Here is a 19,204-nt window from a genome sequence, read left to right on the forward strand (position 1 = left end):
AAATCTCCGGAATTGTTGGATAGCGATGGGCTATGGCCGGATCTTAGGAGTGATGACGGGAGAGTTTTAGCGATATTTTATGATGTGATAGCATCGCTTTTTTTCATGAGTTGGTCGCCATGATCACCTTCAAGCAAATCGATGCGCTGTATTGGATCGCCGAACTCGGCAGCTTCGAAGCGGCGGCGAACAAGCTGAACATGTCTCAGTCGGCCATCTCCAAGCGCATCCAGGAGCTGGAAGACACCTTCGACGTCGAGATTTTCGACCGCAGCAAGCGCAACGCCCGGCTGACGGAGAAGGGCGGTGAGCTGCTCGACTATGCCCGCGACCTGCTCAACAGCCGCGACCAACTGCTCGAACGGGTCAGCGCCCGCGAGGTGCTGGTGCGCCGTTTTCGCCTCGGCGTCACCGAACTCACCGCCTTGACCTGGCTGCCGGCGCTGGTGGAAGCGTTGCGCCAGGCCTACCCCAAGGTGCAGATCGAACCGTCAGTGGAACTGAGCAGCGAACTGTTTCGCAAGTTGGAAAGCGACCAACTCGACCTGGTGATTGTGCCGGACGTCTACAGCGACCCGCGCTTCCACAGCACCGTCCTGCAAAGCGTGGAAAACGCCTGGATCTGCGCACCTGGCCTGATCCCGCACCCCGACCCCGTCAGCCTGGAAGTGCTGGCCGATTACACCGTGCTGACCCAGGGTTCGCAGTCGGGCACCGGCCTGATCTACGAGCGTTGGCTGGCCGCGCACAATGTGCAGATGCCGCGCACCCTCACCAGCCATAACCTGCTGGTGCAGGTGGGGTTGGCGCTGTCGGGGATCGGCGTGAGTTATTTGCCCAAGGCGTGTTTGTCGCACCTGATCGAGCACGGTGCATTACGCGCGCTGGTCACGCAGCCGGAGTTGCCGAATATCCAGTATGTAGCGTTGCATCGCGTGGATCGACAGTTCGGCTTGAACCAGGACGTGGCGCGGATGGCGCAGGTGTGCTGCGATTTTTCGCGATTGTTGTTTTAGAGCAAGTGTGGCGCGATGCTAGTGTATTGGTGCGGTTGAACACCCTTTAAAGAGGCTCACAGGTATGGCATTCACCACCCTGATACTGGATGCACCCGGCCCGCCGTTGCTGTTCGAGGAAGTCGACCGATTCCTTGAGTTGGGCCTGGTCGTTACCCTGAATCTCTACTATTTCACCGATAAACACAGTATCCGCGAGCATTATGGCGAACGCATCCGGTACACCGAGATCAATGGCCACGACAGGCAAGCTTTCATCGACGCCGTGACCCAGGCCGGGGGGTATAGCGTGTTCAAGACGCGCCTGAATATTCCCATTGAGCGCGAGCTGATCCGCACCGCTGCATCACCGGCCCTGCCAACGCCGCTGCGCGCCATCGCCCAGGCGGGTACAGGCGTTAACCATATCGACCGGCAAGAGGCTGAACGGTGGGGCGTGAGCGTACTCAACACCCCGGGCTCCAACGCGGCGGCGGTGGCCGAATACGTCATCGCCCAGGCGTTGTTTTTATCCAGGGACCTGGACCACTACAACGCCCAAACGCATAACGGTCGCTGGGCCAAGGGCACCCTGGCGCCAGGCCGCGAATTCGGTGAACTCACGCTCGGGTTGGTCGGTACCGGCAGCATTGCCCAAGCCGTCGCACGCAAAGCGGGATCGCTCGGTATCAAGGTCATCGCCAGCGGTTCAGAGCGTTTTACACAGCAGGTCGCGCACAGCCTTGGGCTTGAGCGACGGCAAACCCTCGAGCAATTGCTGGGGGAGGCCGACGTGGTGTCTATCCACGTACCGCTGACACCGCTGACCCAAGGCCTGTTCGGCCTTGCCCAGTTCAGGCAGATGCGCCAAGGCTCGATACTGATCAATACCGCTCGCGGCGGCATCGTCGACGAAGCCCAGTTGGCAAGCTTCATGACCGCGTTTCCCAGGCATATAAAAGCGGTTGCCATCGATACCTTTGTCCACGAAAAAGACCGCTTTGACTCGCCACTGGCAGGCATCGGCAACGCCCAACTGACACCGCATATCGCCGGCAGCACGACGACGGCGATCCGTAAGGCTTCACGGCAGATTGTCGACAAGATCCACGCGCTCAGCCTGGCTGCGGACCCAGGCTGAACATTGCCGAGCCGCTGCCGGTGCGCCTTACCAGCGATACGTCAACGAACTGACCAACTGTCGCTCATCGCCATAGCGGCAAATCGCGAATTCGCAGTAGGTGTAGCGCTTGTTGGTGACGTTATTGGCGTTCAGCGCGACTTCCCAGTGCGGGTCGATCTCGTAGCTGGCGCGGGCGTCGTACAGGGTATAAGCGGGCATCGATGACGGCACGCCGGAGGCCTGGGTAGTGCCTTTGTAGCGGGCGCCGCCGCCGATGCGCAGTTGCGGGATGCCGAGCGCCGCCAGGCGGTAATCGGCCCAGAGGGCGGCCTGGTGGTAGGGGGTGTCTTCGCTGCGCTGGCCGATTTCGCTGGCGATATCGCTTTTGGTGATGCGTGCGTCGATGTAGGCGTAGGACGAGATCAGGCTGAGGTTGGGGGTGACTTCGGTCTTGGCTTCCAACTCGAAACCACGGGAGCGCACTTCGCCGACCTGTACCGAGAAATTGAGGTCGGTGCGGTCCTGGCTCAACACGTTGCGCTGTTCCAACTGGTACACCGCCGCACTCAGCAGCGTGGCGCTGCCTTCGGGTTGATAGCGGATACCGATCTCATATTGCTTGCCCTCGGTGGGCACAAAGCTTTGCTCTGCCTTGTTGGCGCCGGCCACCGGGAAGAACGATTCGCTGTAGCTGATGTAGGGCGCCAGGCCGTTGTCGGCCTTGTACACCAGGCCCGCGCGCCAGGTGGTGGCTTCATCGCTTTTGCCGCTGTCGGCGCCATTGCGGAACAGTTCGGTGTGCTGGTCCGCCCAATCATGACGGCCACCGAGCAGCAGTATCCAACGTTCGTCGAACTTGATCTGGTCCTGGAAGTAGATGCCTTTTTGCAGAGTATCGATCTGCGAGCCACGGTCGGTCGCGGGGTTTTTATTGACCACCACCGGCTGGCCGTAGTTGTAGGTCGCCAGGTTCAGCGACGGTGCGTTGCCACGGAAGTTGTGCGAATCGTAACTGGTGTCGTAGCCATCGAAACCCAGCAGGAAGGTGTGCTGCCAGTCGCCGAACTGCCATTTGCTCTCGATATTGGTGTCGCTGGCCAGGCCTCGCGAGCGTTCCTGGCGGTCGCTGTATTGGCGTCGCAGCAGGCCGGTGGTTTGTGCGGTGCCGATGTTGGTGCCGGCGATGTTGACTTGCAGGTAACGCCAGGTCACATCCGACTGGTAGTAACGCAGCTTGTTGCTGATGCGCGTGTGTTCATCGAAGCGATGTTCGAACTCATAGCCCAGCGCCGACATCTCGCCGTTCATTTCGTCGTAGTCCGGCTCGCCGATAAAGTCGTGGCGGCCGATCTGGAACCGGCCTTCGCCGACGCCTTTGGTCAACTGATAGGGCAGGGGCGCGGAGAAGCCGGTTTCGGTCTTCTGGTAGAACGACAGCAGGGTCAGCGAAGTGTCGTCGTCGGGCCGCCAGGTCAGGGCCGGGGCCACGTAGATCTTATCGTTGTTGATATGGTCGGCGGCGGTGTCGCTCTTGCGATCGAGCAGGGTCAGGCGGTAGCTCAAGGTGTCGCTGTCGCCCAACGGGCCGGTGAAGTCCGCGGACAGTTGCTTGCGGTCGTTCTGCCCGGCTTGCAGGTTGATCTCGTGGTAGGGCGTCTGGCTGGGGCGCTTGCTCACGGTATTGATCAGGCCGCCCGGCGACAGCTGGCCATACAGCACCGACGCCGCGCCGCGAATCACTTCCGCACGTTCCAGGCCATAGGGTTCCTGCACGCCGTCGTAGGAGTTGTTCTGCAAGCGCAGGCCGTCGCGCAGGGAGCCGCCGGTGGCCGATTCCACATCGAAGCCGCGAATGCGGAAGCGGTCCGAGGTGCGGTTGAAGCTGGTGGGTTGGCTGGTGAAGCCCGGGGTCAGGTCGAGGGTCTGCGACAGGGTTTCCGATTGGCGGTCGCGGATCTCGTCGCTGGTGACCACCGACAGCGATTGTGGGGTTTCGATGATCGGCGTGTCGGTCTTGGTGGCGCTGAGGTTGCGCGTGGCGACATAGCCCTGGACGTGATCGGTGCTGCTCTCTTCGATCCGTCCGGTGATCGACGTGGGCCCCAGTTCCAAGGAGCCTGTGGTGTCGATCGGCACCAGCACGTAGCCATTGGCGCCTTGCACCGCCCGCAAGCCGCTGCCGCGCAGCAACTGGGCAAAACCCTGGGCCACCGGGAAGTCGCCTTGCAGGCCGGTGGTGTTGAGGCCGGCGACAGTTGTGCTGTCGAACAACAGCGCCACATGGGCCTGCTGGGCGAACAGATTCAGCGCAGGTCCCAGGGGGCCGGCGGCAATGGCATAACGCGCCGCCTCCTGCGCCGCCACCGGGCTGCACACGCCTAAGCTCAGCGCAGCCAGGCTGGCCAGGTTGATCGCCAGGGCGAGGGGTAAGGGAGAACGCTTGAGGTGGCGTGGCATGGAAGAAATTCCTGTTATTGAGGTGCTTTCTTCCTTGACGGGGCAGGCGTGAAAAGCGGAACCCGGCAGGCGAAACTATTTTTCCAGGCGTTCGACCTGCAACCACAACGGGCTGAATGCGCGGATACGCACCGGCAGGCCGTCGGCAATCAATTGCAGGGCGCGCCGCGGGTTATCCAGCGGCAACACCGCGGACACGCGCAGGTCGGCCAACTGCTGGCGATCGAACTGCACGTGGCCGCCGTACTGGCGCGCGAGTTCGTCGAGTACCTCCGGTAACGGCCGGTCCTGCACCACCAATTGATGGTGTTTCCAGGCGTCGTCCGTGGCGCGTGGGTCGATCTTGCCCAACAGCGTGACCGCGTCCGGGGTGATGCGTGCCTGTTCGCCGGCGCTGACCTGGACGGCGTCATGCCGGCTGGCGTCGGTGGCGGCGACGGTGGATTCGAGCATACCCAGCAGTGTGCCCGGTGCTTCGCGCTTGACCGTGAAGCGCGTGCCGAGGGCACGCATCTGGCCGTCGTCGGTCACCACCGTAAACGGCCGCGTTGCATCATGGGCCACTTGCACGAGGATTTCGCCACGCAGCAAGCGCACCTGGCGCTGCTGGCCGTTGAAAGTCAGGTCGACGGCGCTGTTGCCGCCGAGGGTCAATTGCGAGCCATCTTCCAGGTCGACCCGCTGCCATTGCGCCGGGGCGGTGCGCTGGTCGGCCAGCCAGTAACCGGGCGGGTAGGTTCGCAGTGCCAGGGCCACCGGCAACGCCAGCAACAGGCCCAGCAGCACGCGGCCGGCCGGGTTGCGCCGACGTACCCGTGCCGCTTCCAGCGCGGCCTGCACCGGCGCCTGTTGCGGGCGCAACGCCTGCAAACGCCCGACAAAACCCTGCAAGCGCTCAAACGCCGCCACGTGCCGTGGGTCGGCGGCCTTCCAGCGTTCGAATTGCTGTTGCTCGCGCTCGCTGAGGTTGCCTTCATTCAGGCGAATCACCCAGTTGGCGGCCTGCTGGTCGAGGTCGCTGCTCATACGTCCAACGCGTGGTTGCAGTGCATCAGTGCGTTCATCAAATGCTTGCGCACCATGCGCTCGGAAATCCCCAGGCGGCTGGCGATGTCGCTTTGGCGCAGGCCTTCGAGGAAGTACAGCAGGAACGCCTGCCGCGCATTCAGGGCCAGGCCGTCGAGCACGAAGGCGATCTGCTCCAGCGCTTCCAGGGTGACGAGGATCTGTTCCGGCGACTGTTGGCATTGCTCCATCATCTCGACGGTCTGCGCCAGTTCCCGCAGGTAGGCCTCTTCCAACCGGCGGCGGCGTGCGCGGTCGATAATCAGGTGGCGCGCCGTTGTGGTGAGAAACGCCCGGGGCTCGCGCATGCCACCGAGGGCATCGCGGGAGGCGAGGATTCGCACAAACGTATCGTGGGAAAGATCCGCGGCGTTATGGGGGCAACCCAGCTTTTTGCGCAGCCAGCCGAACAGCCAGCCATGGTGCTCGGTGTAGAGCGCATGGACAGCCTGGTTCAAGGGAAGGTTGCTTGCCGACATGGAAGGATACGTCTGCGGATAAGAATTATTCGCAAGATTAGCGGTGTGCCATCAGCGAAAGCAAGCGTGGCCCGCAGGGAGCGCCGTATTTATATCGCCGGGGCTGAACATCCGCTGGGTTATCCCCCCCATGGAGAGCGGTTATTTCGAAGGTGTGCTACGGGGAGGTACCGTTGACGCGGCAACATCCCAGCTCATCAGCAACTGGCTGATCGCCGCGTCGAGGGTGGCATGGGGCACGTTGTCCCGCGCCAAGATCGACACCCCCTGCAAAAAACTGTCAAACACACTCGCCATCACGGCGGGCTGGGTCTGTTGCGGCAACTGGCCCAACCGAACCGCGCGCTCCACGCACGCCACAATCCCCGCCCGCGTACGCAGGCGCGACTGGGTCAACCCGTCGGCCACCCGCGCATTTTCCGGGCTGGGCGCACTCATCACGCCCAGCGCCACCATGCAGCCTTTGGGGTGCCCGTCTTCGCATTGCATGCGCGCCGACTGGCGCAGCGCGGTTTCGACGGCCTGGCGCGGGGGCAGGGTGTCGTCCCACAGGCATTCGGTGACCTGGGCGTAGGTCGCCAGGTAGCGCTGCACACACTCGTCGAACAACGCCTCCTTGGAGCCGAACGCCGCGTAGAAACTCGGCGCGGAGATCCCGCCACCCAAGCCCGCCTTGAGTTGAGCCAGGGAAGTGGCGTCGTAGCCATGCTGCCAAAACAGGTGCATGGCCTGTTCCACGGCGTGTTCGCGGTCGAAGGTGCGGGGGCGGCCCATTTGTGCCATGTCAGGTCTCCGGTGGGAAAGCGAGATAAATACTAGTCGATACATAAGTCGTTGACAACGCGCACCAATCGCCCGCAACATTTATATCGATCAGTATCTATGTCTTGCCCAAGGAGTTTCCCGTGACCCCCTCACTCACTTTATCGGCCGCCTCCGAGCGCCTGCCCATCGGTGCCTTGCTCGCCCTGGCGATGACGGGCTTCATCTGTATCGTCACCGAAACCCTGCCCGCCGGCCTGTTGCCGTTGATCAGCGATGGCCTGGCGATTTCGCCGTCGATGGCCGGGCAGATGGTCACCGCGTATGCGCTGGGCTCGGTGCTGGCGGTGATCCCCATGACCATCGCCACCCGTGGCTGGCGCCGGCGCAATGTGCTGCTGCTGACCATCGTCGGTTTCCTGCTGTTCAACTCGATCACTGCGTTGTCGTCCCACTATGGCGTGACGCTGGTGGCGCGCTTCTTTGCCGGGGTGGCGGCGGGGTTGGCCTGGAGCCTGCTGGCCGGTTACGCCCGGCGCATGGTTGCGCCCCACCAACAGGGCAAGGCACTGGCGCTGGCGATGGTCGGCACGCCGATTGCGCTGTCGTTGGGAGTGCCGCTGGGCACCTGGCTCGGTGGCCTGGTGGGCTGGCGCACCACCTTCGGCCTGATGTCGGCGGTGAGCCTGATACTGATCGCCTGGGTGCTGGTAAAAGTCCCGGACTACGCGCCGCAGCCCGCCCATCAACGCCTGTCGCTGGGCAAGGTGCTGACCACGCCGGGCGTGCGCCCTGTGCTGGCGGTGGTGATCAGTTGGATGCTGGCGCACAACATTCTGTACACCTACATCGCACCGTTCGTGGCGCCGGCCGGTTTGGCCGAGCGCGTGGACCTGGTGTTGCTGGTCTTCGGGATCGCTGCGCTGGCGGGGATTTGGCTCACGGCCAGGCTGGTTGAGCCGTTATTGCGCAATACCGTGCTGGCAAGCCTGGCGAGCTTTGCGCTCATCAGCCTGGTGTTCGGCTTACTGGGAACGATGCCGCAGGTGATTTACCTCGGCGTGGCGGTCTGGGGCCTGAGCTTCGGCGGCGCCGCGACCTTGCTGCAAACCGCCCTGGCGGATGCGGCGGGAGAGGGCGCGGATGTGGCGCTGTCGCTGAACGTGGTGGCGTGGAACAGCGCGATTGCCGGCAGCGGCGTGGTCGGTGGCGTGCTGCTGGACACCTGGGGCGTGGGCGCATTTGCGTGGGCGATGCTGCTGTTGGTGGCCGTGTCGTTTGCCATTGCCTGGGTGGCCAGCGCCCATGGCTTCAAGCCGGGCGCGCGGGGTGCGGGAAAGCCGGCGTCGCTCGGGCACTAATCTGACATCTGCTAGTCCATAATCCTCGAAATATCATTCACTTGGCTCCGTACGCGGAGCCTGCCGCTTCACTTTCCTTCGAAGATTCAATCCATGTACCTACGCAACATTGCAGTTGGGCTATCGGCCTTTATCCTGTTTTCGGCCGGGGCACATGCCCGTGGTGCGATAGACCTTTATTCCACTCAGGAACGGCAGTTGTCGTTCGACAGCTGTGCCGATGTATTCCCTGGCGCGACGCCGATCAAAACCGCAACCATTCCCGCCAGCATGAAACCCCTGGCGCTGTGCTCCGACCATTTCGCCGTGCTGTATTCGCAAACCAGCAAGACGCCGCTGGTGGTGGTCGAGCGCCTCAACGCCCGCCAGCTCAAGGACGCCAAAGGCGAGGAACGGACCAACCATTTCTACGCGGACCCGCGCATTCCCAAGGGCGCGCGGGCCGAGTTGAGCGACTACCATGGCCAGCAACCGGCCATGGATCGCGGCCATCAATCCCCGGCCGCCGATGCCCCCGATGCCAAGGCCATGGCCCAGTCGTTTGCGCTGTCGAACATGGTGCCTCAGGACCCCACCAACAACCGCAAGATCTGGAGTAAGGTCGAGGCCGACGTGCGCAAGTTCGCGGTGCGCGCGGGCGGTGACGTGTATGTGTTCACCGGGCCGCTGTTCGACCCGGGCTACAGCACCATCGGCGCCAACAAGATCTGGGTGCCGACGCGCCTGTTCAAGCTGGTGTACGACGCCTCCAGCCAGCGCGCCTGGGCCTACGTGCTGCCCAACGCCGAAACGCGTATCCAGAAGCCGATGGACTACGACACCTTCGTGAAAAGCACCGGGCTCAAATTGCTGGGTAACCTTCCGGTATCGGGGTCGGTGGGGCGCTCCTGATCAAGCGGCTTACCTGGCTTTTTTCAACGCTTTCAAGCGTTGGGTTGCACGTTGCACGGCGGCCATTTTCTCGGGGCGTTTCATGCGTTTCCACTTGCGGATCTCGTCCTTGCTGCGGCCACAGCTGACGCACAGGTCGCCGCTGAGCTGGCAGGTGGAGACGCAGGGGTTTTCGATGTCTTTAGCCAAGGGGTCACCTGGGGGGGGTAAAGGCTTACGCCGAACGAAACTCAATGGTGAGGTGGCTCACTTCATGCACCGCCTTGAGACGCTCGCGAAGGGTGTCGGCATCCGTGGTCGCCTGGCCGAGCACACTCACGATCGCTGCGTGGGCGTCGGGGCCCACGCGCCACACGTGCAGGTCGGTAATCCTGGCGTCGCCGGGTTGCTCGACCAACTCGCGGATCTCGGCGGCGACGTGCTCATCGGTTTGATCCAACAGCACACCGGCGGTCACCCCCATCAGGCTCCAGGCCCAGCGCGCGATCACGATGGCACCGACGATACCCATCACCGGGTCCAGCCACACCCAGCCCAGGTAACGCCCGGCCAGCAAGGCGGCGATGGCGAGGACCGAGGTCAGCGCATCGGCGAGCACATGCACATAGGCGGATTTGAGGTTGTTGTCGCTGCCGTGGTGGTGCTCGTGATCGTGCTCATGGCTGTGACCGTGGCCCAGCAACAGCGCACTGACGATATTCACCACCAGGCCCACGACGGCAATCAGGGTGGCGGTACCGAACTGCACCTCGGTGGGTTTCAGCAGGCGGATCACCGACTCGACGCCAATGCCCAGGGCCACCAGCGCCAGGATCAGCGCCGAGGCGAAGCCACCCAGGTCGCCCACCTTGCCGGTGCCGAAGCTGTAGCGCGGGCTGCGCGCATGGCGTTTGGCATAGGCATAGGCTGCGGCGGCAATGCCCAAGGCACCGGCATGGGTCGCCATATGAAAACCGTCGGCCAGCAGGGCCATGGAGCCGGTGAGGTAGCCGGCGGCAATTTCCGCCACCATCATCACCACCGTCAGCATCACCACCCACAGGGTGCGCCTGGCGTTCTCGTCGTGGGCGGCGCCGAGGAACACATGGTCGTGGGCGTGGTGGGTCGTGGGCGTCATTTGGCGTAGCGCCGGATGGCTTCGAGCAGTTCTTCGACGCCCTTGCTGCGTTCTTCCTCGCTGAGGGAGGGATCGGCCACGTGCGCCCTGGCGTGTTCTTCGATGATTTCTTCCATCAAGCCGTTGATGGCGCCGCGCGTAGCGGCCACCAGGTGCAGGGTCTTGGCGCAGTCGGCGTCCGACGCCAGGGCTTTTTCCACCGCCTGAATCTGCCCGGCGATGCGCTTGACCCGTTTTATCAGGCTGTCTTTCTTGGCTGCGATATGGCCCACGGTATACCCCCCCTACCTATAGTGCGGCGGAGTGTGTCATACCCCACCCCCCTATACAAGGTGACCGCAGCGAGAGGCTGTTGTGTAGCCAACTGGGACCCTGTGGTGAGCGGGCTTGTCCCGCGTTGGGCTGCGCAGCAGCCCCAAAACCAGGCGCGGAGGAGTACCTGATACACCGCATTCATCTTCATCAGGGGCGCTTCGCACCCCAACGCGGGACAAGCCCGCTCACCACAGGAATTCGGTCAGCCTGAAATTGTTTATGCAAGACTCAAGACTTTTTTGTTAAGTTTTAATCCTTAAAAATCAATTGGTTATGTTGAATTTTAGATGGGTTATCGAGCCCTGGCGAGGCTGCGCTGGCGGTGGCATCGCTTGCATCTACGTTGCCTGACACATCGCTATCGCAGCCTCGCTGAAGATCGACAACGCCCACAGGTTATACTCGCCCCTTCGCAATCACCCCTTCAAATCAAACCGAGATACCCCATGAGCACCTCTCTTTCCCTCACCCCTGCGCGCAAGCCTGTCGCGCCGCTGGTGGCCTTTTTCATCCTGGTGCTGGGCGCCTTGTTCCTGCAAAACAGCGTCGGTTCGCGCCAGGTGCTGTTGCTGGTGGTTGGCGCCGCACTGGGCTTGACCCTTTACCACGCTGCATTCGGTTTCACCTCTGCCTGGCGCGTGTTTATCAATGATCGCCGTGGCGCTGGCCTGCGGGCGCAGATGGTGATGCTCGCGCTGGCGGTGCTGCTGTTTTTCCCGGCGCTGGGGGCGGGCACGTTGTTCGGGCAACCGGTGGTCGGGCTGGTGGCGCCGGCCGGGGTGTCGGTGGTGTTCGGCGCGTTTATTTTCGGCATCGGCATGCAGTTGGGCGGCGGGTGTGCCTCGGGCACGCTGTTCACGGTGGGCGGCGGTAATGCGCGCATGCTGGTGACGCTGTTGTTCTTTATCTGCGGCTCGCTGATCGCCACCCACCATGTGGACTGGTGGTTTGCATTGCCGGCGTTCCCGGCGGTGTCCATCGTCAAGAGCTTCGGCGTAGTGCCCGCGTTGCTCGCCAGCCTGGCCATGTTTGCGCTCATCGCGGCCGTCACCGTGCGCCTGGAAAAGCGCCGCCACGGCCAGCTTGAAGAAGGCGTGACCAGCGAACACCAAGGCCTGCGCCGCTTCCTGCGTGGGCCATGGCCGTTGGTATGGGGCGCGATTGGTTTGGCGTTGCTCAACTACGCCACCCTGGCGCTGGCCGGGCGGCCGTGGGGGATTACCTCGGCCTTCGCGCTGTGGGGCGCCAAGGTGGCAAACGGGTTGGGTGTGGACGTGGCCAGCTGGGCGTTCTGGCAAATGCCGGGCAACGCCAAGGCCCTGGCTGCGCCGGTGTGGGAAGACATCACCAGCGTCATGGACATCGGTATCGTCCTCGGTGCGCTGTTGGCCGCCGGCCTGGCCGGACGCTTTGCCCCCAGCCTGAAGATCCCGGCCCGCTCGCTGCTGGCCGCAGTGATCGGCGGCCTGCTGCTCGGCTACGGCTCGCGCCTGGCCTACGGCTGCAACATCGGCGCGTACTTCAGCGGCATCGCCTCGGGCAGCCTGCATGGCTGGGTGTGGCTGGTGGCGGCGTTTATCGGCAACGGCGTGGGCGTGCGCCTGCGGCCGTTTTTCTTTGCCGGTGAGCGCCGGCCCGAAGCGCTGAGCGGTTGCTGAGTTAACCCTCGGGGGACATGTCTGGCGCCTGGGCGGCCTCAGCCGCCAGCTTTTCCCGCTCGGCCTTGCTGATGTACTTATCCTTGGATTTCGGTGCCAATTTGGCGCTGGCCTTTTTGGCTTTGGCCTTGAACAGCTGTTGCAGTTTTTTCTGGCGATTCATAGGTTGTACCCGGGTTGGACAGGCCGCGATGATACCAGCTTAAAAATGGCGACAGCTCCCCACGTAGCCGCCGCACAGGCCTAGCCAGGCTGGGTCGCCAGGCTATTACTGACGTTGCGCCCCAACACCAGCACGGTGACAAAACCGCAGCCCAGCAGCGCCGTGGCCAGGCTCAACAGCACCGAGCTGCCCAACTGGTCGACGATCCGCCCACCGAAGAACGAGCCCAAGGCAATGATTACTTGGAACAAGGCCACAAACAGCGGCATGCCGCGTTCGACATCCTTGGGCGCCACCACAAACATCCAGATACTGGCACAGGCCGGGAAGGCGCCGAAGGCGAAGCCCCACAGCCCGATCAGCATCGCTGCGCCGGTCATGCCGGTGGCGAAGTGGGGGAACAGCGCGGTGCTGGTGCCGATCATCAGCGCCACCAGCAACAGGGTGTGACGCACGCTGCGGTTGGCGGCGAAACCGGCAAAGATATTGCCGAACACCCCGGCCACGCCGAAGAGCAGCAACAGCGAACCAATCGTCGGCCCGTCGAAGCCGGAACTGTATTTGAAGAACGGCGCGACATAGGTATAGGCCGCAAAGTGCGCCAGGCCGATCAACAGCACCGCGATCAACCCGATCCGCGCCTGTGGGTTGATAAACAACGCCGGCAGGTCACTGATGCGAATGGCCTTCTCCGGGGTGAGCCGCGGCAGCAGGAACACCTGCGCCAGCAGCACCGGCACGCCCAGCAACGCAGTGACCAGGAACGTCATGCGCCAGCCCATCAGGCCGCTGAGCCAGGTACCGACGGGCACGCCGAGCACGGTGGCCAGGGTCACGCCCATCATGATGATCGAGGTGGCCTTCGCGACGCCCACGCCCTTGGGCGCCAACCGCCCACTGAGGGCAATGGCCGTGGCCCAGAACCCGCCGATGCTGATGCCCAGCAATACGCGGCCGAACAGCAGCAGGTTGAAGTCACTGGCAAAGGCCACGACCGAGTTGGCGATGATCATGATCAGCGTCAGGCCGATCAGCAGGTAACGACGGTCCATGGCACCAATGCTCACCGACAGGAACGGCGCGGCGAGGGCAGCCATGATGCCCGGCAGCGTCACCATCAGCCCGGCGCGACCGGCACTGATACCGAGGTCGGCGGCGACGTCGTTGAGTACACCCACCGGCAGGAATTCACTGGTCACCAGGGCGAAGGCGCCCACCGCGACCGAGAGAATCGCCAGCCACTGCTGTTTGACGCTTTGTTGATTATGTTCGGGACGGCCGCTGGGGGCCTGGAGGGCGCTTGGCATGATGCTGGGTTCCAAGGGGGGGATGTCGCCTGAGGCCAGGCGAGGGTGAAAAATTAGAAGGTTATTATAGGAATCGGGCTCGGCAACGCTAGGCGAGAGGTTCGATAGTAATCATCAGTGCTATCGATGTGATGGGGGCAGCCTGCCTGGCAGGGTGTGGCTGGTGGTGGCGTTTTTCTTTGCCGGTGAGCGCCAGCCGGTCATCGGGCAGGCTCGATGCTCACCGCGTCAAAGGCTGACGGGGCCAGGCGCTTGCGCCGCAACCGGCCGGCGTTGGACAAACGTTGCCTTGACCCTTTTGGAGAACAGTATGTAGGGGACCCAGATCGAGGTGGACACCAATCCGCGGACGGTTTCCTTGGTCGTGTTGTAGTCGAATATGGGTTCATCCACCAGAACAAGCGAGCTGAACCATGCATCAAGTGGAACGTAAACAGCCGAGGCAATGAGCGTGACGATATAAACCTTGGGGAATAAATAATGTTCGCAGAAGAACAGGTAAACCAAATAACCAAAGGCCGCGATAAAGACTGCATTGACGAGGGTTTCTGAAATCAGGATCGCGCCCCACAGGGCGTTAGTCATCGTCGGGCCGGATGAGGTGAGGGTACTAAACGCGCCATCTGCGAATATCGGGTAATACACCGCGATAAGGGCATAACCCAGACGCGCCAAGGCTATAAACAGGCCCAACCCAACCACGATCAGCCAACCGCCCAGTCCCTTCAGTGGTTTACTTTCTTGCATGTTCGCTCCGCCGTTCAATAAAGTTAAAACGATAAATAGTCAGCCGTGCTGCTGAATCACCGCCCTATACCAAGCAAGCACAATCACGCCGGTTCAATACTCCTCGCCAGCCCTGTTGCCCATGCAGCGGTCATCTTTTCCCCAACAACATCAAACTCCGGATGGGTGCTTCGATACTCCGAAAGCTCCACCATTGCACGGCTCATACCGCTGTGGACTCTGGCGAGCAATTCATTGCAACGGGCTTCTGTCAAACTGCACGAACTGCGCCCGAACTGGACCAGCATCTTACGTTTTGGCCAAGCCTTTGAACCGCCGAGCAACAGACCCATAATGTCGTTGACTTGATACACCGTGGTCGTCACAAGGTCGTAAGCTGGCGCGAGCCAAATATCGGCGTCTTCTGCGCAGTTCTCATAGAGCAGGCCGAAATTCTTCAAGTGCCCGTCTCCATTTTGTATGCCGGCGCAGAGCGCCACCATCATAAAAAAGTCCTCAAGTGCCTTGGTCACAAGAGAAGGAGAGACGTAAGTCTTGATCAACTTCGCGCAACCCTGGTAGCTACCGTCGTACTTTTTATCTGTCCCCCATCCGGATAAAACGCACATATCTTCAAAACCAAGGTAGGCGCTTTCACCGATGTCGAACCGTTTGACCACCAGAAACTTACCCTGCTTACTCAACTGGCATTCAGGCACTTCAAGGCCTGTATGAAATGCCGCGCGCATGCAGAAAAACTCATTGGCGGCCAGTTGCGCGAAGTCTGAATCATTGAAGGCCTTCACCAAGTGCGTAGCGCCACGATGGGTGAGACGCGCAACGTCAGGATTCGTATCGTCAACGTTGCGCACCAGTACCTTCGGCTGAACGCCCGAAACGCCTGAGTAGGCTGCGTAGGTTTTCATCAGGTCGTCGAACAGATCTTTCGCCCCGTCATACACGAGCAGCTCGGAGAGTTTTATTTCAGGTAGTAATTCATCCGCAGTGGCTCGGGCGACGCTGATGCGGCCCAGTTGATGGGGGCCGACGATACCCAGCAATGTGAAGTCATCAAAGCCTCGCACTGACTTGCTGAAACGTCGCACAAGCTCCGCTTTCAGGTGGCCTTCGGGGAGATGCATCTCAAACAGGGGATGGATGCCATACGCCCAGATGTAGCTCTCCAGGCGCACCGGCATGGTCAGGGAAACCGCGTTCTTTTCGGTGACTGCCGGGTTATACGAAAACACCGAATCGCGCTGGTTTTCTTCGCCGCGCCCGAGTATTCCGGCAGGCACGCCGCTGGTGCCGATGTGCAGCCGATCGCTTGGTCTAGTCATGGACGTTTTCTGCTTTCAGTTCATCCAGCGTTTTGCGTCGACGCTTAGGTGTCGCGGTTAACTCGTACCCTAACCCTTCAAGGATCGCAGCCACCTTGCGAATTCCCACTTCGGGGATGGTGTTGTTCTCGATTCCGGAGATGGTTGCACGACTCATACCGTGCCGAAGTGCGAGCTGGCTTTGGGAAAGGCCAGCTGCCTTTCGCAGGTTTTTGATCAGGAAACCTAAATCGTCCACAGTGTTTGCATCCTATACAATGCATTTGTGAGGGTTAATACACTTCTGCATCGTATTTGATTCGTTTTTTCTTGAATAGCCTTTTCTTTAGTTAGGCGCTTTGCGCCCCAAAAACTCACTGATCAGCCCCACCACCTGCTGCTGAATCACCGCCCGTGGCCGAGCCCCCTCACCATCGCGGCAAATCATGCCGTCGCCTGGCGAACTCTCCTCAATCAACGCCATGCCGCCCGGCTTGCAGATCGACATAAAGCTGAAGTGGGTGGCGTCGCTGATCTCCACATACTTCGTCGTTGCTTCAGGCAGGCGCTTGACCATATCAGCGGACTCCAACTGCGGGTCCATATCTTCCGACGGCACACCCCCCGCAATCACCAGCGCCGGTACCGGCAGCGCAGCCAGGCTGGCGTCGGTGAAGCCGCGCGACAGGCCCAGGTCCAGGGACACGATGGCGGTGACGCGCTTGTCGCTCAAATCCGCCGCCAAGCGCGCTTTACCTTCTGGCGTGCCAGCGGGATTCATCTCCTGATAGCCGATGCAGCCGCCGAGCTTGGGGTGGGCGCTGCAGTCGCGGCTGAACAGCTCGGGGTCGAAGCGCGCCCCGGCGATTTCCAGCACGGTCCAGCCGCCAAGGGAATGGCCCACGGCGGCAATCTGGCCATTCGCGACCGCGCCAAATGGCTTCGGCTGGGCCAATACCGCGTCGATCACGCGGCTCAGGTCGGCCGGGCGTTGCCATAACTGCGCGGCGGTTTGCAGGTTGCGATCCTTGGTGGTGGTGCCGGGGTGGTTGACCGCCGCCACGATGTAGCCCTGATGCGCCAACGCACTGGCCAGCCACACCTGCTTGCCCCAGTTACCGCCATACCCGTGGGAGAGCACCACCAGCGGATGCTCACCGGCAGCCGGCGGGGCGTCGGGTACGGCGAGGGCACCGATGAACACCGCGTTGTCGGCGATCAGGGTGGGTTTGGCGGTGGTGGTGGCGGGGTACCAGACGACCAGTTCGAGTGGTCGGTTTTCTTGCGTATCGGGCAGGGTGACGGTCTTGAAGCCGACGGGGTTTTCGGCGGCGAAGGCGGGAGCGGTCAGGCACAGCAATAGCAGGGCGGCGAGGGCGCTTTTCACGGTTGTTATCGTCCTTGATATGAGCGACGCATCATGCACTGAATTCCCCGTTCAGTGCCATGAGCCCCGCGCCGTTTTTTTACCTGCTGCTAGCGCCTACGCATGGGTGAGCCCGGTCAACGTATCGGCAATGGTCTTGGTCCGTTGCGCCGTGCCTTCGGTGGCGCGGCTCGACGCCTCCAGCACATCCAGCATCTCCCGCAGCGCACCCACCCCGGTGGACTGGTCTTCAATCTGCTGGGCCACCCGCTGGATCTCACTCGACAACAAGTCGATATCCACACCAATTTCCGCCGCATTCTTGCGCGTGATTTCCGCCAGCTTGCGCACCTCGTCTGCCACCACCGCAAAGCCGCGGCCGAGGTCGCCGGCGCGCGCGGCTTCAATGGCCGCGTTGAGCGCCAGCAAATTGGTTTGCCCGGCGATCTGCTGGATCACCTGCACAATCGACTGAATACGCAAACTCGACCCCGCCAGCGTACGTGCGCCCTGCACCGCGACATCCGCCTGGCTCGACAGCCCCTCCACCGTGGCCCCGGCCTGGGCAGACACGCTGTTCTGCTGGCCAATCGTGCCCACCAGTTCATCCATCGAGGCGTGCAACTCGCCGGAGTAATGCTTGAGCTGCGAAGCGATGTCCTCCTGCTGACGCTCGGCCTGGGCCAACACCAGGCCCAAGTCGGCCAGGCCCTCGAAGACTGGCAGGATATTGCGGTCCAGGCCTCGGGTATTCAGGGTGTCGGTGAAGTCATTGTTCTTGAACGCGGTAATCTGCTTGACCACCACATGGTTCAACCCCGCCAGCTTCTTCACCTGACGCCGTAGGAAAAACGCCTTGAACTCGCCGTAATGGGCGATGAAATTGTCCACGTACTCATCACTGAAACTCGCACCCTTGGCCACCCGAAAGAAGAAAATCGCCGTCAGCGTCTGGTTCAGGTTCAGGCCCAAAATCTCCCCGAAGGTCGAAAACCCCGCCAACGGCACATCTCCAAAAATGCCGGCCATGCTGCCCAGCTCGGAGCCGTTGTTCAGCCGGCGCAGAATGCAGTCATTCAAAATCCCCGCCACCGGCTGGCCACCCTTACCACGCAAGAACTGCTCATAGTCCAGGCGCGTCGCCTCACGCAACGGCGTACGCCGCACCATCACCAACTCCTCGCCCGGCGCCACGTCGCAAAACAACTGCACGATCTGCTGCTCATAATCGATACGCGCGATAGACCGCACAAACAACTCACTGCCCACCCGAATCGCAAACGAATAATCCGCCAGCTTCGACTCCAACGCCTGTGGCGCGCAACTGAACGCATCACACAGCGCCTGCACCATGCTCTTGATATTGCCGCTGCTGTCGATCACCTGGTCAATCGTGCGGTCCTCCACCGACGCGGTCAGCACACTGAAGGTCAAATCCGCCGCCTTGAAATTCTGGCTCTTGAACACCCCAAACCGCACATGGGCCGCCGTCTTCAAGAACACAATCTGCGCATGGTGCTGATAACTGCGCTGGCCGTCATGAATCAGCGTCTTCTGGAAATCCGACTTACCCCCGGCCGATCCCCCCACAAACAAACACGGAAACCGCCCCGACTCATACAGCGCCTCCATGAAAAACGACTCCGACGCCGACAACCCATCGAACACCACATACGCCAACGTATCGCGATGATCAATCGACGTACGCACCTGCACCCGCTTGATATTGGCCACCAACTTGGCAATCCGCTCCTGCATCCCCAACCGCTTACCGCCATCGCGAATGTCCTCACACTCCAACGGCACCATCACCACCTCGGCCGAGGCGATCAGACTGTCGTCGAACAACTGCAACACAACCCGGTCCCAGCGCTCACCGGTGGCGCAATACAGCGAACCGGGCGCATTGCAGAGCTCGCCGGAGGTGGTGCACAGGCTGAGGGTGGACTGGGGGAAACGGCGCTTGAGCTTGGCGGCGATGGCGTCGATGTCCAGATGGGGGGAGATGAAGCCGGTGATCAGGGTGGGGGTGATGCGTAGGGCGGTGAGGGCGGCGTCCAGGTTGTTGGCGGTGCTGGTGAGGGTGGTGGTGCCTTGGCG

The 19,204-nt window shown here is 61.9% G+C and carries 19 protein-coding genes; 5 read left to right on the plus strand and 14 right to left on the minus strand.

Translation table 11 applies throughout. The annotated features are described in order from the left end of the window. Positions 1-119: 119 nt before the first annotated feature. Together Q8X51_RS02065 and Q8X51_RS02070 are read left to right on the plus strand one after the other, a co-directional pair. Positions 120-1,016, plus strand: a complete 897-nt coding sequence (locus tag Q8X51_RS02065; RefSeq protein ID WP_407693466.1) for a LysR family transcriptional regulator — start codon at positions 120-122, stop codon at positions 1,014-1,016. A 64-nt stretch (positions 1,017-1,080) separates the two neighbouring features. Continuing rightward, a complete protein-coding gene (locus Q8X51_RS02070) occupies positions 1,081-2,136 on the plus strand; it encodes an NAD(P)-dependent oxidoreductase (RefSeq protein ID WP_407693467.1) in 1,056 nt (351 codons plus the stop codon). Positions 2,137-2,163: 27 nt separating this feature from the next. Here Q8X51_RS02070 and Q8X51_RS02075 read toward each other — a convergent pair whose 3' ends face one another. The 4 genes from Q8X51_RS02075 to Q8X51_RS02090 all read right to left on the minus strand — a co-directional run bounded on the left by Q8X51_RS02075 (position 2,164) and on the right by Q8X51_RS02090 (position 6,902). Next, positions 2,164-4,575: a TonB-dependent siderophore receptor gene (locus tag Q8X51_RS02075; RefSeq protein WP_407693468.1), complete on the minus strand. Its 2,412-nt coding sequence runs from the start codon at positions 4,573-4,575 to the stop codon at positions 2,164-2,166. Between the two features lie 75 nt (positions 4,576-4,650). After that, positions 4,651-5,601, minus strand: coding sequence for a FecR family protein (locus tag Q8X51_RS02080; RefSeq protein WP_065923889.1), 951 nt, complete (start codon positions 5,599-5,601; stop codon positions 4,651-4,653). Then, on the minus strand, positions 5,598-6,119 hold the full coding sequence (locus tag Q8X51_RS02085) for a sigma-70 family RNA polymerase sigma factor (protein WP_065923888.1): 522 nt from the start codon (positions 6,117-6,119) through the stop codon (positions 5,598-5,600). The genes Q8X51_RS02080 and Q8X51_RS02085 overlap by 4 nt, the downstream gene beginning before the upstream one ends. A 141-nt stretch (positions 6,120-6,260) precedes the next feature. Further along, on the minus strand, positions 6,261-6,902 hold the full coding sequence (locus Q8X51_RS02090) for a TetR/AcrR family transcriptional regulator (protein ID WP_065947625.1): 642 nt from the start codon (positions 6,900-6,902) through the stop codon (positions 6,261-6,263). A 122-nt stretch (positions 6,903-7,024) separates the two neighbouring features. Between Q8X51_RS02090 and Q8X51_RS02095 the strand changes: the two genes are divergently transcribed. After that, complete coding sequence (locus Q8X51_RS02095) at positions 7,025-8,242, plus strand: MFS transporter (RefSeq protein ID WP_074847357.1); 1,218 nt, start codon at positions 7,025-7,027, stop codon at positions 8,240-8,242. 93 nt (positions 8,243-8,335) lie between these two features. Next, positions 8,336-9,133, plus strand: coding sequence for a DNA/RNA non-specific endonuclease (locus Q8X51_RS02100; protein WP_065947627.1), 798 nt, complete (start codon positions 8,336-8,338; stop codon positions 9,131-9,133). Positions 9,134-9,142: 9 nt separating this feature from the next. On the opposite strand, the gene Q8X51_RS02105 is transcribed toward Q8X51_RS02100, so the two are convergent. The 3 genes from Q8X51_RS02105 to Q8X51_RS02115 are packed head-to-tail and all read right to left on the minus strand — an operon-like array spanning position 9,143 to position 10,522. Continuing rightward, positions 9,143-9,322 carry a DUF1289 domain-containing protein gene (locus Q8X51_RS02105; protein WP_027604002.1) on the minus strand — a complete coding sequence of 60 codons (180 nt, stop codon included), beginning with the start codon at positions 9,320-9,322 and terminating at the stop codon, positions 9,143-9,145. A gap of 25 nt (positions 9,323-9,347) precedes the next feature. Further along, positions 9,348-10,250 carry a CDF family Co(II)/Ni(II) efflux transporter DmeF gene (gene dmeF, locus Q8X51_RS02110; RefSeq protein WP_065923884.1) on the minus strand — a complete coding sequence of 301 codons (903 nt, stop codon included), beginning with the start codon at positions 10,248-10,250 and terminating at the stop codon, positions 9,348-9,350. Next, complete coding sequence (locus Q8X51_RS02115; RefSeq protein WP_074847356.1) at positions 10,247-10,522, minus strand: metal/formaldehyde-sensitive transcriptional repressor; 276 nt, start codon at positions 10,520-10,522, stop codon at positions 10,247-10,249. The genes dmeF and Q8X51_RS02115 overlap by 4 nt, the downstream gene beginning before the upstream one ends. 489 nt (positions 10,523-11,011) lie before the next feature. Between Q8X51_RS02115 and Q8X51_RS02120 the strand changes: the two genes are divergently transcribed. Continuing rightward, a complete protein-coding gene (locus tag Q8X51_RS02120) occupies positions 11,012-12,223 on the plus strand; it encodes a YeeE/YedE family protein (protein ID WP_407693469.1) in 1,212 nt (403 codons plus the stop codon). A gap of 1 nt (position 12,224) precedes the next feature. Here the strand turns inward: Q8X51_RS02120 and Q8X51_RS02125 are convergent, their stop codons facing one another. The 7 genes from Q8X51_RS02125 to Q8X51_RS02155 all read right to left on the minus strand — a co-directional run bounded on the left by Q8X51_RS02125 (position 12,225) and on the right by Q8X51_RS02155 (position 19,165). Further along, positions 12,225-12,386: a DUF2986 domain-containing protein gene (locus Q8X51_RS02125; RefSeq protein ID WP_065923882.1), complete on the minus strand. Its 162-nt coding sequence runs from the start codon at positions 12,384-12,386 to the stop codon at positions 12,225-12,227. A gap of 80 nt (positions 12,387-12,466) precedes the next feature. Then, complete coding sequence (locus tag Q8X51_RS02130; RefSeq protein ID WP_065923881.1) at positions 12,467-13,693, minus strand: MFS transporter; 1,227 nt, start codon at positions 13,691-13,693, stop codon at positions 12,467-12,469. Positions 13,694-13,921: 228 nt separating this feature from the next. Further along, positions 13,922-14,440, minus strand: a complete 519-nt coding sequence (locus Q8X51_RS02135) for a DUF2569 domain-containing protein (protein ID WP_065923880.1) — start codon at positions 14,438-14,440, stop codon at positions 13,922-13,924. A gap of 83 nt (positions 14,441-14,523) precedes the next feature. Beyond that, positions 14,524-15,759, minus strand: coding sequence for a type II toxin-antitoxin system HipA family toxin (locus Q8X51_RS02140; protein ID WP_407693470.1), 1,236 nt, complete (start codon positions 15,757-15,759; stop codon positions 14,524-14,526). Then, a complete protein-coding gene (locus tag Q8X51_RS02145; protein WP_027604011.1) occupies positions 15,752-15,997 on the minus strand; it encodes a helix-turn-helix domain-containing protein in 246 nt (81 codons plus the stop codon). The genes Q8X51_RS02140 and Q8X51_RS02145 overlap by 8 nt, the downstream gene beginning before the upstream one ends. A gap of 87 nt (positions 15,998-16,084) precedes the next feature. Beyond that, complete coding sequence (locus Q8X51_RS02150) at positions 16,085-17,125, minus strand: alpha/beta hydrolase family protein (RefSeq protein WP_065923878.1); 1,041 nt, start codon at positions 17,123-17,125, stop codon at positions 16,085-16,087. A 96-nt stretch (positions 17,126-17,221) separates the two neighbouring features. Beyond that, complete coding sequence (locus tag Q8X51_RS02155; protein WP_407694967.1) at positions 17,222-19,165, minus strand: methyl-accepting chemotaxis protein; 1,944 nt, start codon at positions 19,163-19,165, stop codon at positions 17,222-17,224. Positions 19,166-19,204 lie beyond the last annotated feature (39 nt).

Origin of the sequence: Pseudomonas sp. Yb2C2 (assembly GCF_052112325.1) — a bacterium.
Taxonomy (GTDB): domain Bacteria; phylum Pseudomonadota; class Gammaproteobacteria; order Pseudomonadales; family Pseudomonadaceae; genus Aquipseudomonas; species Aquipseudomonas marginalis.